We start from the raw sequence: 16,284 nt of genomic DNA on the forward strand, positions 1-16,284 counted from the left end.
AATTGCCCGGCGAGCCGCCGAAATCGATACCCTCCGAGGGTGATCCCGGCTAGCCTGGCTGACAGGTCTTACCTGTGGTGGGAGGCGCGAGAATGGATCTGCAGGCGATAGGTGAGATCGAGCGGCTGAAGTACCGCTACGCGCGGGCGCTCGACACGAAGTCGTGGATCGAACTGGCCGACACCATGGTTCCCGAGGCCACCGCCGTCTACGGCGAGCACCTGAGTTTCGAGTCGCGCGACGCGTTCCTGAACTTCCTCGAGAACACCCTCGGATCCCACGTCATCACCGAACATCACTGTGGCCATCCCGAGATCGACGTCGAGGGCGACACGGCCACGGGCATCTGGTTCCTGGCCGACACGGTGGTGGTGCCCGAGGACGGGCTGGTGATGCGCGGGTCCGCCTACTACCACGACCGCTATGTGCGTTGCTCCGACGGGAGCTGGCGCATCTCCCATACCGGATACGAAAGAAACTGGGAGACAGTCACATCCGTGTCCGACATGCCCAGCTTCCGGCTCACGTCGAACCGGTGGTCGCTGCTGCAGCAGCCGCCCCGCGCATCCTGAACCACCCGAGAGGAGGGGACCCCGCCCGATGACCGCGACCGACACCGAAGTCTTCCCCCGGGCCGGTGCGCTCCCGTATCTCATCGTGGCGCGCGCCCGCAGCGCCATCGACTGGTACCGGCAGGTGTTCGGCGCGACACTGGCCGCGGACCCCGTGGTGCTGGAGGACGGCCGGATCGGGCACGCCGAGCTGGTCTTTCCGACCGGAATGGTCTACCTCGCGGAGGAGTTCCCCGAGATGGGCCTGGCCGCGCCCGAGGCCGGCGCGACGTCGGTGAGCCTGATGCTGCCGGTCGCCGACACCGACGCCGTTCTCGCGAAGGCCCACGACGCCGGCGGCACCGTCGAGCGCTGGATCGCCGAGAGCCACGGTCACCGCAACGCCACGCTGCTCGATCCGTTCGGGCACCGCTGGCTGCTCATCGGCCCCCCGACCGGTCGCCGGCAGGACGGCACCGCCGGTACCGGACAGTAGGCCGCGGTGCGCCGAGTTCGACACGCGCGCCGCCGGGCTCACACGATCGGCCGTCGGGGGAGCGGCCCGGTAGGCTCCGCCCCGTGACCGACACCTTCATCCGCACCCGCGTCGCCAACGGCATCGGCGAGGTGGTGCTCGACCGGCCGGTGGCGCTCAACGCCCTCGACTCGTCGATGATCCGCGACATGTACGAGGCCCTGCTGGCGTGGCGCGACGACCCCGAGATCACCGCGGTGCTGGTCACCAGCGCATCCGACCGGGCGTTCTGCGCGGGCGGCGACATCAAGCCGGTGCGGGACGCCGCCGTGGCCGGCGACACCGCCACGGTGCGGGACTACTTCGCGAACGAGTACCGGCTCGACGAACTGGTCGCCACCTACCCCAAGCCGTATCTCGCGCTCCTCGACGGCGTCACGATGGGCGGCGGGCTGGGCATCTCGGTACACGGCGCGGTGCGCGTCGTGACGGAGAAGGCGATGCTGGCGATGCCGGAGACGGCGATCGGCTTCATCCCCGACGTCGGCGCCAGCCACTTCCTGCCGCGGCTGCGCGGCACCACCGCCCGCTGCGACGCGGTCGGCCTGTATCTGGCGCTGACCGGCGCCCGCGCCGACGCGGGCGACGCCATCGCCGTCGGCCTGGCCACCCACTTCGTTCCCAGTCACCGGATCGAAGCCCTCGCCGACCGGATCCGCGAGGGACACTGGCAGCTGGCGCTCGACGAGTTCGCCGAGGCGGACCCCGCATCGGCGATCGCCGACCGCTACGCCGACATCGACGCGGTGTTCGGCGACGGCACCGTCGCCGACGCCGTCGAACGGCTCTCCGGCGACCACGACCTCGACGAGCAGTGGGCCGTCACCACCCGCGCGGCGCTGTGCGCGGCGTCCCCGACGAGCCTCTGGGCCACCGCGGAGCTGCTGCGTCGCGGCGCCGAGAGCACCCTGGGCGAGTGCTTCGCGCGGGAACTCGAGGTCGCGGTGCGGATCACCGCCGAGCCCGACTTCGCCGAGGGGGTGCGCGCGGTGCTCGTCGACAAGGACCGCAACCCGTCGTGGTCGCCGCGGGGGATCGGCGAGGTGGACCCGGCCGTCGTCGCGGGGCTGTTCCGGGAGTAGACGCTCGGCCGGCCGCAGTCCCGCGCGGGGAGTGGGGCGCGACGAGACGACGCATCCGCGCACGAAATCCTCAGCAGTGCGGGTTGTTTCGTGCGTTGCTGACCGGCGGGGGCGCGGATGCGGGCGTCAGCGTGCGGTGCGCTGCGGCGCGAGCAGGTCGACGACGATCTCCTGGCCGCCCAGCACGGCGCGGATCTCCGGGTTCTCGAACCCGCCCGCGACGAGGTACTCGCCGAGCAGGGTGAGCAGTTCGTCGGTGCCGATCGTCGGGTCGGAGGCGGGGGGCCGCTGCGCGCGGGCGGCGAGTTCGGTGTGCGCCAGTCGCGCCGCGATCCGCACGGATGCCACTCCCATCGAGTTGCGGCGCGACGCGGCGGTCGGCGTGCTGTCCGCGGCGACGCCGTTCGTGCCGGCGACGATCTCGTCGAAGCTCGGCAGCGAGAGCGGATCGGTGCCGTTGCCACCGGCCTCGTCGGCGACGTCGTGGTCCGCCGCGTGGCTTCCCACCGAGTGCGGGGCGGACGCGCCGTTACCGGTCAGGGTTCCCGGCAGGGGATAGACGAAGGTGCCCGCCCGCTTGGGCCCCGGCGACTCGTCCGCCGGGTCGGAACGGCCGCGCAGCGGCGTGCCGTCGGTCGGTGCGGCCGAGTCGTCGTCCATGAACGCTCCTGACATCCGCGAGCTCGGTCGGCTCGACGGCACAGCAAACTACCAGTAACACCAGCCCCACGCACCACGGGCGTCCCTAATCGGCGGTGGCCACCAGCGGCTCGAGGGTGAGCTCGGGAAGTTCCTTCTGGATGTACTGCAGCCGCCACTTGTCGCTCACCAGCGCCAGCAGCACCCCGTCCGAGCGGGTGAAGACCTCGACGCCGCGCTGCCGGTTCAGCTCGTCCGCCGAGGCCGCGTCGGTGCGGCGGGCCAGCGCGTAGCCGAGCGGTTCCATCCGCGGCTCGACGTTGTACTCGGCCTTCATCCGGGCCGCCACCACCTCGAACTGCATGGGACCGACGGCTGCCATCACCGGGGACGCGTCGCCGCGGATGTCGTTGCGCAGGATCTGCACCACGCCTTCGGAGTCGAGTTGATCGACGGCCTTGCGGAACTGCTTGTACTTCGAGGCGCTCTCGGCGCGCAGGATCGAGAAGTGCTCGGGCGCGAACGACGGGATCGGCGGGAACTCCACCTTCCTGTCCACGTACAGGGTGTGCCCGGGCGCGAGAGCCGTGGCGTTGACCAGGCCGACCACGTCGCCGGGGTAGGCGTTCTCGACCGTGGACCGTTCCCGGCCGAACACCGTCAGCGCGTACTTGGTGGCGAACGGCTTGCCCGTCTGCGCGTGCGTGACGACCATGCCGCGCTCGAACACCCCGGACACCACCCGCATGAACGCCAGGCGGTCGCGGTGCGCGGTGTCCATGCCCGCCTGCACCTTGAACACCACGGCGCTGAACGGGTCGTCCACGTTGCGGGAGTTGCCGTTCACGTCGAGCCGGGCGCGCGGCGGCGGCGCCAGCGCGACGAGGGTGTCGAGGATCTGCCGGACACCGAAGTTGAGCATCGCCGACGCGAAGATCACCGGCGAGGTCTGCCCGGCCAGGAACAGCTCCTGGTCGTGGTCCTGCCCGCTGGCCGACAGCAGCTCCGACTCCTCGGCCGCCTCGATCCACGTCTCGCCCTCGCGGTCCTCGGCCTCGCCGGGGGAGAGCCGGTCCTCGGGGGCGATCTTCGCGCCGCCGGCGGTGCGGGTGAACTTGACGTACTCGACCGGTGCGCCGTCCTCGCCGCGGCGCAGCAGGCCGCGGAAGTCGCCGGCGATGCCGACGGGCCAGAACAGGGGGGTGGGGGTCAGGCCGATGCGCTCGTCGATCTCGTCGAGCAGTTCCAGCGGGGTCCGGCCGGGCCGGTCCCACTTGTTGATCACGGTGATGACGGGGATGCCCCGGTGCCGGCACACCTGGAACAGCTTGAGCGTCTGCGGCTCGAGGCCCTTGGCGGCGTCGATGAGCATCACCGCCGCATCCACGGCGGTGAGCACCCGGTAGGTGTCCTCGGAGAAGTCGGAGTGGCCGGGGGTGTCGACGAGGTTGATCACGTTGACGATGTCGTCGCCGGACTCCTCGGAGCGATAGTTGAACTGCAGCGCCGTGGAGCTGACGGAGATGCCGCGGGCCTTCTCCATCTCCATCCAGTCGGACACGGTGGACTTGCGCCCGGCCTTGCCGTGCACCGCACCGGCCTCCGCGATGACCTTCGCATGCAGGGCCAGCGCCTCGGTCAGCGTGGACTTGCCGGCGTCCGGGTGGGAGATCACTGCGAAGGTGCGGCGGCGACCCGCTTCCGCGAGCACTTCCTTCGACGACACGGCGGTGTTGCCGGCGTCGTTGCCGGTGGAAACGGGCGGGGTAGTCAACGCAGGAGAACCTCTCGAAGCGGATGTGCGGCTCGTGGATGCGCGCGGGCGGCTCGCGCATCGCAGACAACTCGTCCATGTTACTCGGCGATTGAATGTCGATTTCCGCCAGATTCGGTCACATTCGCCGAAGAGACTCCCCCTCGGCGCGGATCGGGGGCACCCTGGGCGTGGTCGTATCCGGCGTGAGGAGTGGTTCGTGAGCAGATTCACCGACGAGATGTACGAGACCGCGGCTCGCTCGCCGCATGCTCTGGTCACCGGCGAGCCGGACGCCCCGCTGCGGCAGACGTGGGGGCAGATCCACGAGCAGGCCCGGCGCATGGCCGGTGCCCTCGCCGCGGCCGGCATCGGCCACGGCGACGCCGTCGGCATCCTCGCCGGGAATCCGGTGGACATCGCCCCCGCCTGCCAGGCCGTGTGGATGCGCGGTTCCTCGGTGACGATGCTGCACCAGCCCACCCCGCGCACCGACCTGGCCCTGTGGGCCCGCGACACCGAGGTCGTCATCGGCATGATCGGCGCCCGCACCGTGGTGCTCGGCGCCCCCTTCGAGATCGCCGCGCCGCTGCTCGCCGAGCGGGGCATCCCCGTCGTCACGATCGCCGAGATGGACGCCGGCACGCCCGTCGACCCGCTGCCCACCGACGAACAGGACATCGCGCTGCAGCAGCTGACCTCCGGGTCCACGGGATCCCCGAAGGCCGTGCAGATCACGCACGAGAACTTCTACGTCAACGCGTACGCGATGATCGAGCGGATCAAGTTCTCCCTCGACGACGACGTGATGGTCAGCTGGCTGCCGCTGTTCCACGACATGGGGATGGTCGGGTTCCTCAGCGTGCCCATGCAGGTCGGCGCCGAGGTCGTCTCCGTGACCCCGCTCGACTTCCTGCGGTCCCCGCTGCTGTGGGCCGAGCTGATGAGCAAGTACCGCGGAACCGTAACGGCCGCACCGAACTTCGCGTACTCGCTGCTGGCGCGCAAGCTTGCGCAGGCGCCCGACGGCGCGGTCGACCTGTCGTCGGTGCGGTGGATGTGGAACGGTGCCGAGCCGGTCGACCCGGACACCATGGAGGCCCTCGCCGCCGCCGGCGCCCGGTTCGGCCTCGACCCCGCCGCGCTCGCGCCGGTCTACGGCATGGCCGAGACCACCCTCGCGGTCTCGGTGCCGGACCCCGGACGCGGGCAGATCCTCGATCTCGTCGACCCCGACCTGCTCGAGGCCGGCGGGATGGCGGTGCCGTCGAGCCGGTCCAACGCCCGTCGCCTGCCCACTCTCGGCCACCTCGTGCCCGGCCTCGAGGGCCGCGTCGTCGGCCAGGACGGGGAGCTGCTGCCGCCCCGCGGTGTCGGCATCATCCAGTTGCGCGGCAAGGCGGTCACCCACGGCTACCTCACCGTCGACGGTCCGGTGCCCGCGCAGGACTCGCAGGGCTGGTTCGACACCGGCGACGTGGGCTACTTCACCGAGGACGGCCTGGTCGTGGTGTGCGGACGCGTCAAGGACGTCATCATCATGGGCGGGCGCAACGTCTATCCCACCGACATCGAACGGGCCGCGTGCAGCGTCGACGGCGTGCGCCCCGGCAACGCCGTCGCGATCCGCCTCGACGCCGGCGACAAACGCGAGTCGTTCGCGGTCGCCGTCGAGACCAACCGGATCGACGATCCGGAGGAGGTGCGCCGCATCGAACACGACGTCGTGCACGCGGTCGTCGCGGAGGTCGGGGTGCGGCCGCGCACCGTCGCGGTGCTCGGGCCGGGCAGCATCCCGAAGACGTCGTCGGGCAAGCTGCGCCGTGGCAGCTCCGTCCACCTGCTGGGCGGCTGACGCCGCGCTCAGTGCAGCCTGTTCTGCGCCTCTTCCAGGCCGACCCGCAGCAACAGCTCCACCGCGTCGGCGGCCTGCTCGCGGATCAGGTCGAGGTCCTTGCGTTCGGTCGAGGAGAACGGCTTGAGCACGTAGTCGGCCGGGTCCATGCGGCCGGGCGGGCGGCCGATCCCGATGCGGGTGCGCAGGTAGTGCTTGGTGCCGAGGGCACTCGAGATCGACCGCAGCCCGTTGTGGCCGTTCTCGCCGCCGCCGAGCTTGAGCCGGATCGTGCCCAAGTCCAGGTCCAGCTCGTCGTGGAGGACGACGACGTCGGCGGGCTCGACGGAGAAGAACCGCGCGAGTCCGGCGACCGGCCCGCCCGAGAGATTCATGTAGGTGCGTGGCTTGGCGAGGATCACCTGCCGGCCGTCGAGGCGGGCCTGCACAATGTCGGCGTTGCTGCGCTTGTGCGCGCTGAACTTTCCGCCGACGCGGGCGGCGAGCGTGTCGGCCACCATGCAGCCGACGTTGTGGCGGGTCTTCTCGTACTGCGGGCCGGGATTGCCCAGCCCGACGACGAGGGCGGTGCCGTCGCTCACTTGGCGGTGTCCTTCCGTTGCGGCGGGTGTTGTCACGACGGCGGCGCGTCATCCCGTGGGATGACGCGCCGCTCGTCACGTCACGCGGAGCCGGTGGGGGCTCAGGCCTCCTCGGCCTCGGCGGCCTCGCCCTCCGCGGTCTCGCCCTCCATCGCGGCGGCGGTCGGTGCGGCGACCACGTTCACCAGCAGCAGCTCCGGGTCGCCCTGCAGGGTCGCACCGGCGGGCAGCTGCACGTTGTTCGCGAGGATCTGGGTACCGGCCTCGACACCCTCGATGGACACCTCGACCTGCTCGGGCAGGTTCAGGGCGTCGGCCTCGAGCTGGACGGTGCTGACCTCGTTGACGACCAGGGTGCCGGAGGCGGCCTCGCCGGTGACCACGAGCGGGACCTCGACGGTGACCTTCTCGCCCTTCTTCACGACGAGCAGATCGGCATGCTCGATGTAGTTGCGGATCGGGTGCACGACGACCGACTTGGTCAGCGCCAGCTCCTCGCCGCCGTCGACCTCGAGGGTCAGCAGGGCGTTGGTGCCGTGGGCGCGCAGCACGGCCGCGAACTCACGGGCCGGGAGGGCGAGGTGCTTGGGGTCCGTGCCGTGGCCGTACAGAACGGCGGGGACCTGACCGTCGCGGCGGGCGCGGCGGGCGGCACCCTTGCCGAACTCGGTACGGACGGCGGCTACGAGACGGTTTTCGTCGGACATGCTGAAAGGCTCCTACGCATATGGCTCGAACTGGGGCGGTCTTCCCGGCGAGGGGCGACGCGCGCGGCCAGGAGCGTAGACACGCTCGAGCGGAGCCGCAGCCGCGTCGATCACGGTGAGCCAGCGATTTCGCGGTTCACCCTCGCCGAGACAACTCGAACGACTCTACCGGATCCGCCCGGGCCAGTCGAACGCCGCCCTGCGCTCAGCCGCGCGCGGCGGCGGTGCCCGCCCGCCGGCCGAAGAAACTGCCGTCGCCGAGGGAGATGCCGCTGCAGTATCCCCACGCCGACAGCCCGGCCGCCGCCCGTCCCGCCGCGAACAGCCCCGGGATCGGCGCGCCGTCGACGTGCAGCACCTCCGAGTCCAGGCTCGTGCGCAGGCCGCCGAGCGTGAACCCGCCGGTCATGCCGCGCAGGTCGATCGCCGCGACGGGCGAACCGATCGGCTTCACCCATTCGCGCTTCTTGCCCAGCAGCGGGTCCTCGCCCCGTGCGGCGTGCCGGTTGTACAGCTGCACCGTGGACTGCAGCGCCTGCTCGGGCAGACCCATCTCGGCCTCGAGGTCGGCGACGGTTTCGCACACCCATTTCGGCTGATGCCGCAGCTGCTCCGACGACGTCGGGGCTGCGATCCCCGCCTCGTACGCCGCCTCGTCGATGACGAGGAACGCCTCGTTGTCGTTCTTCAGCAGGGTCAGCTGACCGATGCGGCCCGGGTAGGTGTCCTCGGGCACGTATCGCTGGCCGCGCCCGTTGACGAGAATGCCGCGCGCGATCAGCTGAGGATCACAGAAGAACGCCACCTCGGTCGCGTTCATGTGCGCGAGGTCGGCGCCGAGGGCTTGCGCCATCCGGATCGCCCGGCCGTCGTGCTCCTCGATCGACGCGGCGGGACGGCCCACCAGATGCGGCGCGTACGCCCGCACCATGTCGTCGTTGTAGGCGAAGCTGCCCGTGGCGAGAACGACCCCTCGGCGCGCCCGGATCGCCAGGTCGGTGCCGTACCGCTTGGCCAGCAGCCCGACCACCCGTCCGGACGCATCGGTGACGAGGGTCTGCACCCGCACGTCGTACTCGGCGCGGACCCCGAGCGCGGCGGCCTTCTCGGCGAGCGGCTTCATGAGCATGTAGCCGCCGCCCTGCTCGCCGGTGCGCTTGTTGCTCATCTGCGGCACGTGACCGCGCGGCGCGGGCCGGGCGACGGTGCGGAACGGCGCCGCGTTCTCCCCGCCGGTGTACTGCAGGCCCGCGTCGGTGGGTGGCTCCCACCCCGGCTCGCCCCAGAACTCGTGCTTGAACGGCACCCCGCACCCGACGAGCCAGTCGAAGTGCGCGACGGAACCCGCGCAGTACGCGGCGATCTTCTCCTCGTCCACGCCCGGTCCGAGTGCCGCAGTCAGGAACGCGCGCATGTCGTCCACCGAGTCCTCGAACCCGCAGGCCCGCTGCACGGCCGTGCCGCCGCCGAGGTAGACGAACCCGCCGGCGAGGGCGGCCGCGCCGCCCCACCCGCCGGTGCGTTCCAGCACCAGCACGTCGGCTCCGGCGTCGGCGGCGCCGATGGCCGCGCAGACACCGGCGATGCCGTATCCGGCGATCACGACGTCGGCCTCGAGATCCCAGGCGGGGATCCGGTCGACGGGAACAGGACGGACGGGACTGGTCTCGGTCATCGCGATCCTCTCGAAGTGGTACGGGGATTCGCACACCTTGACCACGCGACCTGGGGGAGCGGTACCGGCTGTCCCGGTTGCCGGGACGGTCAGGACCGGGTGAGCGACCGCACGGCCGCCAGGAACCGGTCCACGTCGGCGGGGGAGACGAAGTAGTGCGGGGAAGCCCGCACCACCGACTCGAGCCGTCGCGCCGACATCTCGAGCAGCGTCGATCCGCGCCCGCTGACCGTGACCGTGATCGCCTCGGCGGCCAGCGCCTCGCGCAGGTGCGCCGGATCCCAGCCGTCGACGGTGAACGAGACGATGCCGCTGTGTTCCTTGCCGAGGTCGCGCACGGCCACGCCGGGGATCCGGCCCAGCCCGTCGCGCAGGTGCTCGGCCCGGTAGGCGACCGCCTCGGTCACCGCGTCGACACCGAAGTCGAGCAGGTAGTCGACGGCGGCGCCGAGCCCGAGGCGGGCGGCGACGTTGGTCTCCCACAGCTCGAACCGCGTCGCGTCGTCGGCGACCCGGTACTCGTCCGGGGCCGTCCACTGTGCGCTGTGCAGGTCGAGCACGGCCGGTTCGAGCTCGGTGATCAGCCGGGGGCGGACGTAGAGGAAGCCGGTGCCGCGGGGCCCGCGCAGCCACTTGCGACCGGTCGCGGAGAGCGCGTCGACATCGAACTCGGGCACGCTCACCGGCAGCTGGCCGACGGACTGGCACGCATCGAGCAGCACCAGCGCACCGACCTCGTGCGCGGCGTCGGCCACCTCCCGCACCGGGTTGACGAGCCCGCCGTTGGTCGGGGCGTGCACGACGGACACCAGCTTGACCCGCTCGTCGAGGGTGCGGCCGAGGGCGTCGACGTCGATCCGGCCGAGCGCGTCGGTGGGCATCGTCTCCACCGTCGCGCCGGTCGCGCGGGCGCGCTGCAGCGCGGAGACGGCGTTGCTGGCGTATTCGGAGCGGGTGAGCAGGATCCGGTCGCCCTCGCCGAGCGGCACCGAGTAGAAGAAGCTCGCCCACGCCCGGGTGGCGCTCTCGACCAGCGCGATCGACGACGCCTCCGCGCCGATCAGCCGCGCGATCGAGGTCTTCACCGCGGCGAGGTCGCCGGCGCGTTCCGCGGCCGCGACGTACCCGCCGACCTCGGCCTCGCGCCGCAGATGCGCGACGGTCGTCTCCAGCACCGGGGTGGGCGGCAGCGACGAGCCCGCGCTGTCGAGGAAGACCCGGTCGAAGCAGCCGGGCGTGTCCCGACGGGCGCGTTGCAGGTCGAGCATCGAGGGCGTACCTCCCGTTCATGTCTTCGTGGTTGGAATGTACGCGTGAGCGAACCGACACCCCTGCAGCGCCGGCTCGGCACCGGTGACGCCGTCGCCATCGGGCTCGGCGCGATGATCGGGGCGGGGGTGTTCTCGGCGTTCGCGCCGGCCGCCGCCGCGGCCGGCGCGGGCCTGCTCGTCGGCCTGGCCGTCGCCGCAGTCGTGGCGTACTGCAACGCCACGTCGTCGGCGCAGCTCGCCGCGCAGTATCCGACGTCCGGCGGCACCTACGTGTACGGCCGGGAACGGCTCGGGCCGTGGTGGGGCTTCGTGGCGGGCTGGGGCTTCGTGATCGGCAAGACCGCCAGCTGCGCGGCGATGGCCTTGACCTTCGCCGCCTACGCCGTGCCGGAACCGTGGCGGCGGCCGGTCGCCGTCGCCGCGGTCCTCGCCCTGACCGCCGTGAACTACCGGGGCATCACCCGCACGGCCCGGCTCGCGCGCATCATCGTGGCGCTGGTGCTCGTCGCCCTCGCCGTGGCGGTGACGGCGAGCTGGGCCGGCCCCGGGGCACAGCCCGCCGATCCGTTCGGCCCCGTCGGCGGCGGCGCGTACGGGGTGCTGCAGGCGGCCGGCCTGCTGTTCTTCGCCTTCGCGGGCTACGCGCGGATCGCAACGCTCGGTGAGGAGGTGCGCGAGCCGCGCCGGACCATCCCGCGCGCGATCGTCGGCGCCCTCGGATTCGTGGTGCTGCTCTACGCCGTCGTCGGGGTGACCCTGCTCGCGTGCCTCGGGCCGGACCGGGTGGCGTCGAGCAGCGCGCCGCTGCTCGACGCGGTCCGCGTGGGCGGCTGGGCGTGGGCGGCGCCCGTCGTGGTGGCCGGGGCTGCGGTCGCGTCGCTGGGCGCCCTGCTCGCCCTCGTGACGGGCGTCGGCCGCACCGCATTCGCGATGGCGCGGCAGGGCGATCTGCCGCGCCCGCTCGCGGCGGTACATCCGCGGTTCGCGGTGCCGCACCGGGCCGAACTCGCCGTCGCCGCGGTGGTGTGCCTGCTCGTCGCGACCGTCGATCTGCGCGGAGTGATCGGATTCTCATCCTTCGGGGTGCTGGTGTACTACCTCGTCGCGAACCTGTCCGCCTTCACCCAGCGGGACGAGCACCGTCGCTACCCCCGATTCCTGCAGGTGATCGGGGCCGTCGGGTGCGTCGCGCTGACACTGACGCTGCCGCCGGGCGCCGTCGGGGTCGGCGCCGCCGTGCTGGCGGTCGGTGTCCTCGCACGGGCGACGCGCCGGGCCGTGCCGTGAGCGTTCACCCGCATCCTGTCGCCGGTTGACGTTAGGCTCATCCGTGAGCTGGCCCACAGGCGAGGGAGGGGCGGACCGAGTGGTGATCACAGTCGACACGGCGGTGCCGCGCGCGGACGCCGGCATCGCCTCGCGAACCGCCGCCGAACTGCACGTGCGAAGGGTGAGCTTCCGCTTCGGGCCGCCCCGGCTGATCGGGGTGGAACTGGAATGGCTCACGGCCCGGGCCGACGGCACGAGCGCCCGGCCGGAGCTGCAGGCGATCCTCGAGGCCCTCGGCCCGCACGCCCCCCGGCAGCTGGCTCCCGGCTCCTCGGCGCGGCCGTTGCCGTCGGGCAGCGCCGTGACCCTCGAGCCCGGCGGGCAGGTCGAACTGTCGAGCGTGCCGTGTGGCTCGGCGCGGCAGGTCTGCGACCGTCTCACCGCCGATGCCCGCATGCTCCGTGCGTTGCTGGCGCGCCGGTCGGTGGACATGATCGACGCGGCGGCCGACGAACTGCGCCCCCCGCAGCGGCTCCTGCGCACCCCCCGGTACAGCGCGATGGAGCTGCGGTTCGACCGGATCGGGCCGCTGGGCCGGTTGATGATGAACAGCACCGCCGCCACTCAGGTGAGCGTCGACGCCGGCGCCGACGACGACGAGCTGGCCCGCCGGTGGCGGGTGCTGCACGCCGTCGGACCGGCGCTCGTGGCCGCGTTCGCGTGTTCCCCCTCGCTGCGCGGCGCCCCGGACGGAACCTGGGCGTCGCAGCGGATGCGGACCTGGCTGGCGCTGGACGCCGACCGCACCACGCCCGTCCCCGATCCGGCGCACTACCCGGCCTGGGCGCTCGACGCGCCGCTGCTGTGCGTGCGCGCGTCCGACGGGGACTGGCACGCGCCGCCGGGTGCGTCGTTCGCGGACTGGCTCGGCGGCGGTCTCGACGACGAGATCGGGCGCCGGCCCACCGTCGCCGACCTGGACTACCACCTGACCACCCTGTTCCCGCCGGTGCGTCCCGCCGGGCATCTCGAGGTCCGGTACATCGACGCCCAGCCGGGTGCCCTCTGGCAGGTCCCGGTCGCCGCGGTCGAGGCGCTGCTCACCTCGCCGGCCGTGATGGACGAGGCCCTGGCCGTCGCCGCACCCGTCGTGGACCGCTGGCAGGAGGCTGCCGAGTTCGGTCTCGCGGACCTCGAGCTCCGGGCCGCGGCGGTCGGACTGCTCGCCCTCGCCGCGGAGGCGTCGCCGGACATGCGGTTCACCACGGCCCTGGACTCGGCGGCGGCGCGGTGCTGCCGCGGTCGCACCCCGGAGGTCCAGGACCGGTGAGCGGTCTGCGCACCCGGCTCGGCCGGGACCTCGCCCGCGCGCGGGCGAGGGTCCTCGCGCTGACCGACATCGACGACGCGGAGCTCACGGCTCAGCATTCGCCGCTGATGAGCCCCCTCGTGTGGGATCTCGCGCATATCGCCAACCAGGAGGAACGCTGGCTGCTCCGGGCGGCCGGCGGTCAGGGCGGTGTGCGCCCGGACGTCGACGACCTCTACGACGCCTTCCGGCATCCCCGCGCGGACCGTCCGGCGCTGCCGTTGCTCGGGCCGGCGGAGGCCCGCGGCTACGCGGCGGAGGTCCGCGCGCGGGCGGCGGACGTGCTGGCGCAGTGTGCATTCGACACCGACCTCACCCGTGACGGATTCGTCTTCGCGATGAGTGTCCAGCACGAGGTGCAGCATGCGGAGACGATGCTGGCCACGCACCAGTTGCGGGCGGGATCGCCCGTGCTCGACGCCCCACCGCCGCCGCGGCGCGCCGAGCCGCCGGCCGCGGAGGAGGTGCTGATCCCGGGCGGCGAGTTCGAGATGGGGACCTCGACCGATCCGTGGGCGCTGGACAACGAGCGGGCCGCGCACCGGGTGTACGTACCGGCGTTCGCGATCGACACGGTGCCGGTCACCAACGGGCGCTACCTCGAGTTCCTGGCCGACGGCGGCTACGCCCGCCGGGAGCTGTGGAGCCCGGAGGGATGGGTGCACCGCGAGCAGGCGGGTCTCGAGGCCCCCCAGTTCTGGACCCGCGACGACTCGGGCACGTGGTGGCGCCGCCGGTTCGGGGCGGTGGTGCCGCTCGATCCCGACGAGCCCGTGGTGCACGTGTGCTTCCACGAGGCCGAGGCGTTCGCGCGCTGGGCCGGGCGCCGGCTGCCCAGCGAGGCCGAATGGGAGAAGGCTGCCCGCTGGGACCCGCTGACCGGGGCGAGCCGGCGTTACCCGTGGGGCGACGAGGAACCGACCGAGGCCCACGCCAACCTCGGCCAGCGGCACCTCGAGCCGGCCGTCGTCGGTGCCTATCCGGCGGGTGCGTCGCGCCTCGGCGTGCACCAGCTGATCGGCGACGTGTGGGAATGGACGGCCTCGGGGTTCGAGCCGTATCCCGGGTTCACCGCCTTCCCGTACCGGGAGTACTCGGAGGTGTTCTTCGGCGGCGACTTCCGGGTGCTGCGCGGCGGCTCGTTCGGCACCGACCCCGCGGCCTGCCGCGGCACCTTCCGCAACTGGGACCTGCCGATCCGGCGGCAGATCTTCGCCGGCTTCCGCTGCGCGCGGGACGTGCCGGATGTGTAGACACCTGGGATATCTCGGGCCGGTCCGCTCGGTGAGCTCCCTGGTGACCGAGGGACCCCGGTCGCTGTTGCGCCAATCGTGGGCGCCGAAGGACATGCGCGGCGGCGGCACCATCAACGCCGACGGGTTCGGGGTGGCATGGTGGGGTGCCGACGGCTTCGGCCGCTACCGGAACCCCGCTCCGATCTGGTCCGACCCCTTTGTCGCCGAAGGCCTTTCGCACATCAGCGCCGGAGCCGTCATGGCGTCGCTGCGCTCGGCGACGGAGGGCATGCCCGTCGAGCGCTCGGCCTGCGCCCCGTTCACCCGCGACGGCTGGGCGTTCAGCCTCAACGGGCTGGTCCGCGGGTGGCCCGGTTCGCTCGTTTCGCTGGCCCAGCGCCTGCCGGTGGCCGAACTGCTGCAGCTCGAGTCGCCCACCGACGCGGCCGCGCTGTGGCTGCTGCTGTACTCGCGGCTGCGTTCCTCGCGGCCCGAGCAGGCGCTGATGCGGCTCGTCCACGACGTGCTCGCGGTCGCGCCGGGTTCGCGGCTGAACCTGTTGCTGGGCAACGGTTCCGGGTTGTGGGCGACGGCCTGGTACCACTCGCTGTGGACCCTCGTCGACGAGGACGTCGCCGTGGTGTCCTCGGAACCGTACGACGACGATCCGCGCTGGCGTCAGGTGCCGGACCGGCACCTGGTCAGCGCCCGACCGGGACACCTCATCGTGTCCCCCATGGAGGTGGCCGTTTCATGACGGTGGACGTGTACCTGACCCCGGAGCAGCTCGACGAGTCGCTGCGCGCCGACGCGCGCCGCGGGCTGACGTCGTCGCCGAAGTGGCTCTCGCCGACCTGGCTCTACGATGCGCGCGGCGGCGAGCTCTTCGACCGGATCACCCGCCTGCCGGAGTACTACCCCACCCGCACCGAACGGGCTCTGCTGCAAAAGCATTCACCGGAACTGGCCGACGAGGCCCGCCCCGAGATGCTCGTCGAGCTCGGGTCGGGCTCCTCCGAGAAGACGGAGATCCTGCTCGACGCGCTGCAACCGTACATCCATACGTACGTACCGCAGGACGTGTCGGAGGCCGCCCTGCAGCCCGCGGTGACCCGGCTCTCGGCCGAGTACCCGGACCTGACGGTGCGGGGCGTCGTCGGAGACTTCACCGGCTCGCTCACGCACCTGCCCGGCGGCGGACGCCGCATGATCGCGTTCCTCGGCGGCACCATCGGCAACCTGGCGCCCGCCGAGCGCGCCGCGTTCCTCACCGATCTCGCCGCCGTGCTCGAGCCGGGGGAGTGGCTGCTTCTCGGCATCGGCCTCGTCACCGACCCGGACGTGCTCGTGCCGGCCTACGACGACGCGGCCGGGGTCACCGCGGAATTCGACCGCAACGTGCTGAACGTGCTCAACAACCGGCTCGGTGCGGACTTCGAACCCGGGAAGTTCCGGCACGTCGCCGTGTGGGACCCGATCAACGAATGGATCGAGATGCGGCTCGAGGCCACCGAGCCCATGACCGTCCGAATTCCCGGGCTGGATCTCGAGATCTCCTTCGCGGCGGGTGAGCAGCTGCGCACCGAGATCTCCGCCAAGTTCCGTCTCGACGGGATGGGCCGTGAACTGACCGAGGCCGGGTTCGTCGTCCGGCGCGAGTGGATCGATCCCGACGGGAGGTTCGCGCTGATCGGTGCGAGCCGCGCCTGAGCCGCACATCGGCGATCCCGGGCCGCCGACGGCAGGAAGCCGGTTGGACAGC

General features: G+C 72.2%; 15 protein-coding genes. 9 read left to right on the forward strand and 6 right to left on the reverse strand.

Going from position 1 to position 16,284, the window contains the following annotated elements; genetic code table 11:
* Positions 1–92 precede the first annotated feature (92 nt).
* From ISO16_RS24720 to ISO16_RS24730, 3 genes are all read left to right on the forward strand, one after another.
* The gene (locus ISO16_RS24720; protein WP_006938931.1) at positions 93–572 is read left to right on the forward strand and encodes a nuclear transport factor 2 family protein; all 480 of its coding nucleotides are present in this window, start codon (positions 93–95) and stop codon (positions 570–572) included.
* A 28-nt stretch (positions 573–600) separates the two neighbouring features.
* Positions 601–1,047, forward strand: coding sequence for a VOC family protein (locus ISO16_RS24725; RefSeq protein ID WP_006938929.1), 447 nt, complete (start codon positions 601–603; stop codon positions 1,045–1,047).
* An 83-nt stretch (positions 1,048–1,130) separates the two neighbouring features.
* Entirely contained in the window at positions 1,131–2,168 is a 1,038-nt protein-coding gene (locus ISO16_RS24730) for an enoyl-CoA hydratase/isomerase family protein (RefSeq protein WP_072634623.1), read from the forward strand.
* Between the two features lie 126 nt (positions 2,169–2,294).
* Here ISO16_RS24730 and ISO16_RS24735 read toward each other — a convergent pair whose 3' ends face one another.
* Complete coding sequence (locus tag ISO16_RS24735) at positions 2,295–2,828, reverse strand: hypothetical protein (protein ID WP_006938924.1); 534 nt, start codon at positions 2,826–2,828, stop codon at positions 2,295–2,297.
* Positions 2,829–2,913: 85 nt separating this feature from the next.
* Positions 2,914–4,581, reverse strand: a complete 1,668-nt coding sequence (locus tag ISO16_RS24740) for a peptide chain release factor 3 (RefSeq protein ID WP_072634624.1) — start codon at positions 4,579–4,581, stop codon at positions 2,914–2,916.
* A 199-nt stretch (positions 4,582–4,780) separates the two neighbouring features.
* On the opposite strand from ISO16_RS24740, the gene ISO16_RS24745 reads away from it, so the two are divergent.
* Complete coding sequence (locus ISO16_RS24745) at positions 4,781–6,415, forward strand: fatty acyl-AMP ligase (protein WP_072634625.1); 1,635 nt, start codon at positions 4,781–4,783, stop codon at positions 6,413–6,415.
* An 8-nt stretch (positions 6,416–6,423) separates the two neighbouring features.
* Here ISO16_RS24745 and pth read toward each other — a convergent pair whose 3' ends face one another.
* The 4 genes from pth to ISO16_RS24765 all read right to left on the reverse strand — a co-directional run bounded on the left by pth (position 6,424) and on the right by ISO16_RS24765 (position 10,646).
* The gene (gene pth, locus ISO16_RS24750) at positions 6,424–6,996 is read right to left on the reverse strand and encodes an aminoacyl-tRNA hydrolase (RefSeq protein ID WP_072634626.1); all 573 of its coding nucleotides are present in this window, start codon (positions 6,994–6,996) and stop codon (positions 6,424–6,426) included.
* Between the two features lie 101 nt (positions 6,997–7,097).
* Complete coding sequence (locus ISO16_RS24755) at positions 7,098–7,703, reverse strand: 50S ribosomal protein L25/general stress protein Ctc (RefSeq protein WP_006938918.1); 606 nt, start codon at positions 7,701–7,703, stop codon at positions 7,098–7,100.
* A 205-nt stretch (positions 7,704–7,908) separates the two neighbouring features.
* The gene (locus tag ISO16_RS24760; RefSeq protein WP_072634650.1) at positions 7,909–9,378 is read right to left on the reverse strand and encodes an FAD-dependent oxidoreductase; all 1,470 of its coding nucleotides are present in this window, start codon (positions 9,376–9,378) and stop codon (positions 7,909–7,911) included.
* A gap of 89 nt (positions 9,379–9,467) precedes the next feature.
* Positions 9,468–10,646, reverse strand: a complete 1,179-nt coding sequence (locus ISO16_RS24765; RefSeq protein ID WP_006938916.1) for an aminotransferase class V-fold PLP-dependent enzyme — start codon at positions 10,644–10,646, stop codon at positions 9,468–9,470.
* 45 nt (positions 10,647–10,691) lie between these two features.
* Between ISO16_RS24765 and ISO16_RS24770 the strand changes: the two genes are divergently transcribed.
* From ISO16_RS24770 to egtD, 5 genes are all read left to right on the forward strand, one after another.
* The gene (locus tag ISO16_RS24770; RefSeq protein ID WP_072634627.1) at positions 10,692–11,936 is read left to right on the forward strand and encodes an APC family permease; all 1,245 of its coding nucleotides are present in this window, start codon (positions 10,692–10,694) and stop codon (positions 11,934–11,936) included.
* A gap of 79 nt (positions 11,937–12,015) precedes the next feature.
* Positions 12,016–13,248: an ergothioneine biosynthesis glutamate--cysteine ligase EgtA gene (gene egtA / locus ISO16_RS24775; protein WP_029542112.1), complete on the forward strand. Its 1,233-nt coding sequence runs from the start codon at positions 12,016–12,018 to the stop codon at positions 13,246–13,248.
* Complete coding sequence (gene egtB / locus ISO16_RS24780; RefSeq protein ID WP_065922876.1) at positions 13,245–14,540, forward strand: ergothioneine biosynthesis protein EgtB; 1,296 nt, start codon at positions 13,245–13,247, stop codon at positions 14,538–14,540. Before egtA ends, egtB begins: the two co-directional genes overlap by 4 nt.
* Entirely contained in the window at positions 14,533–15,279 is a 747-nt protein-coding gene (egtC, locus tag ISO16_RS24785) for an ergothioneine biosynthesis protein EgtC (RefSeq protein ID WP_006938912.1), read from the forward strand. Before egtB ends, egtC begins: the two co-directional genes overlap by 8 nt.
* Complete coding sequence (egtD, locus tag ISO16_RS24790) at positions 15,276–16,232, forward strand: L-histidine N(alpha)-methyltransferase (RefSeq protein ID WP_072634628.1); 957 nt, start codon at positions 15,276–15,278, stop codon at positions 16,230–16,232. Before egtC ends, egtD begins: the two co-directional genes overlap by 4 nt.
* Positions 16,233–16,284: the final 52 nt, after the last annotated feature.

Source organism: Rhodococcus sp. M8 (assembly GCF_015654185.1).
Classification (GTDB): domain Bacteria; phylum Actinomycetota; class Actinomycetes; order Mycobacteriales; family Mycobacteriaceae; genus Rhodococcus; species Rhodococcus aetherivorans.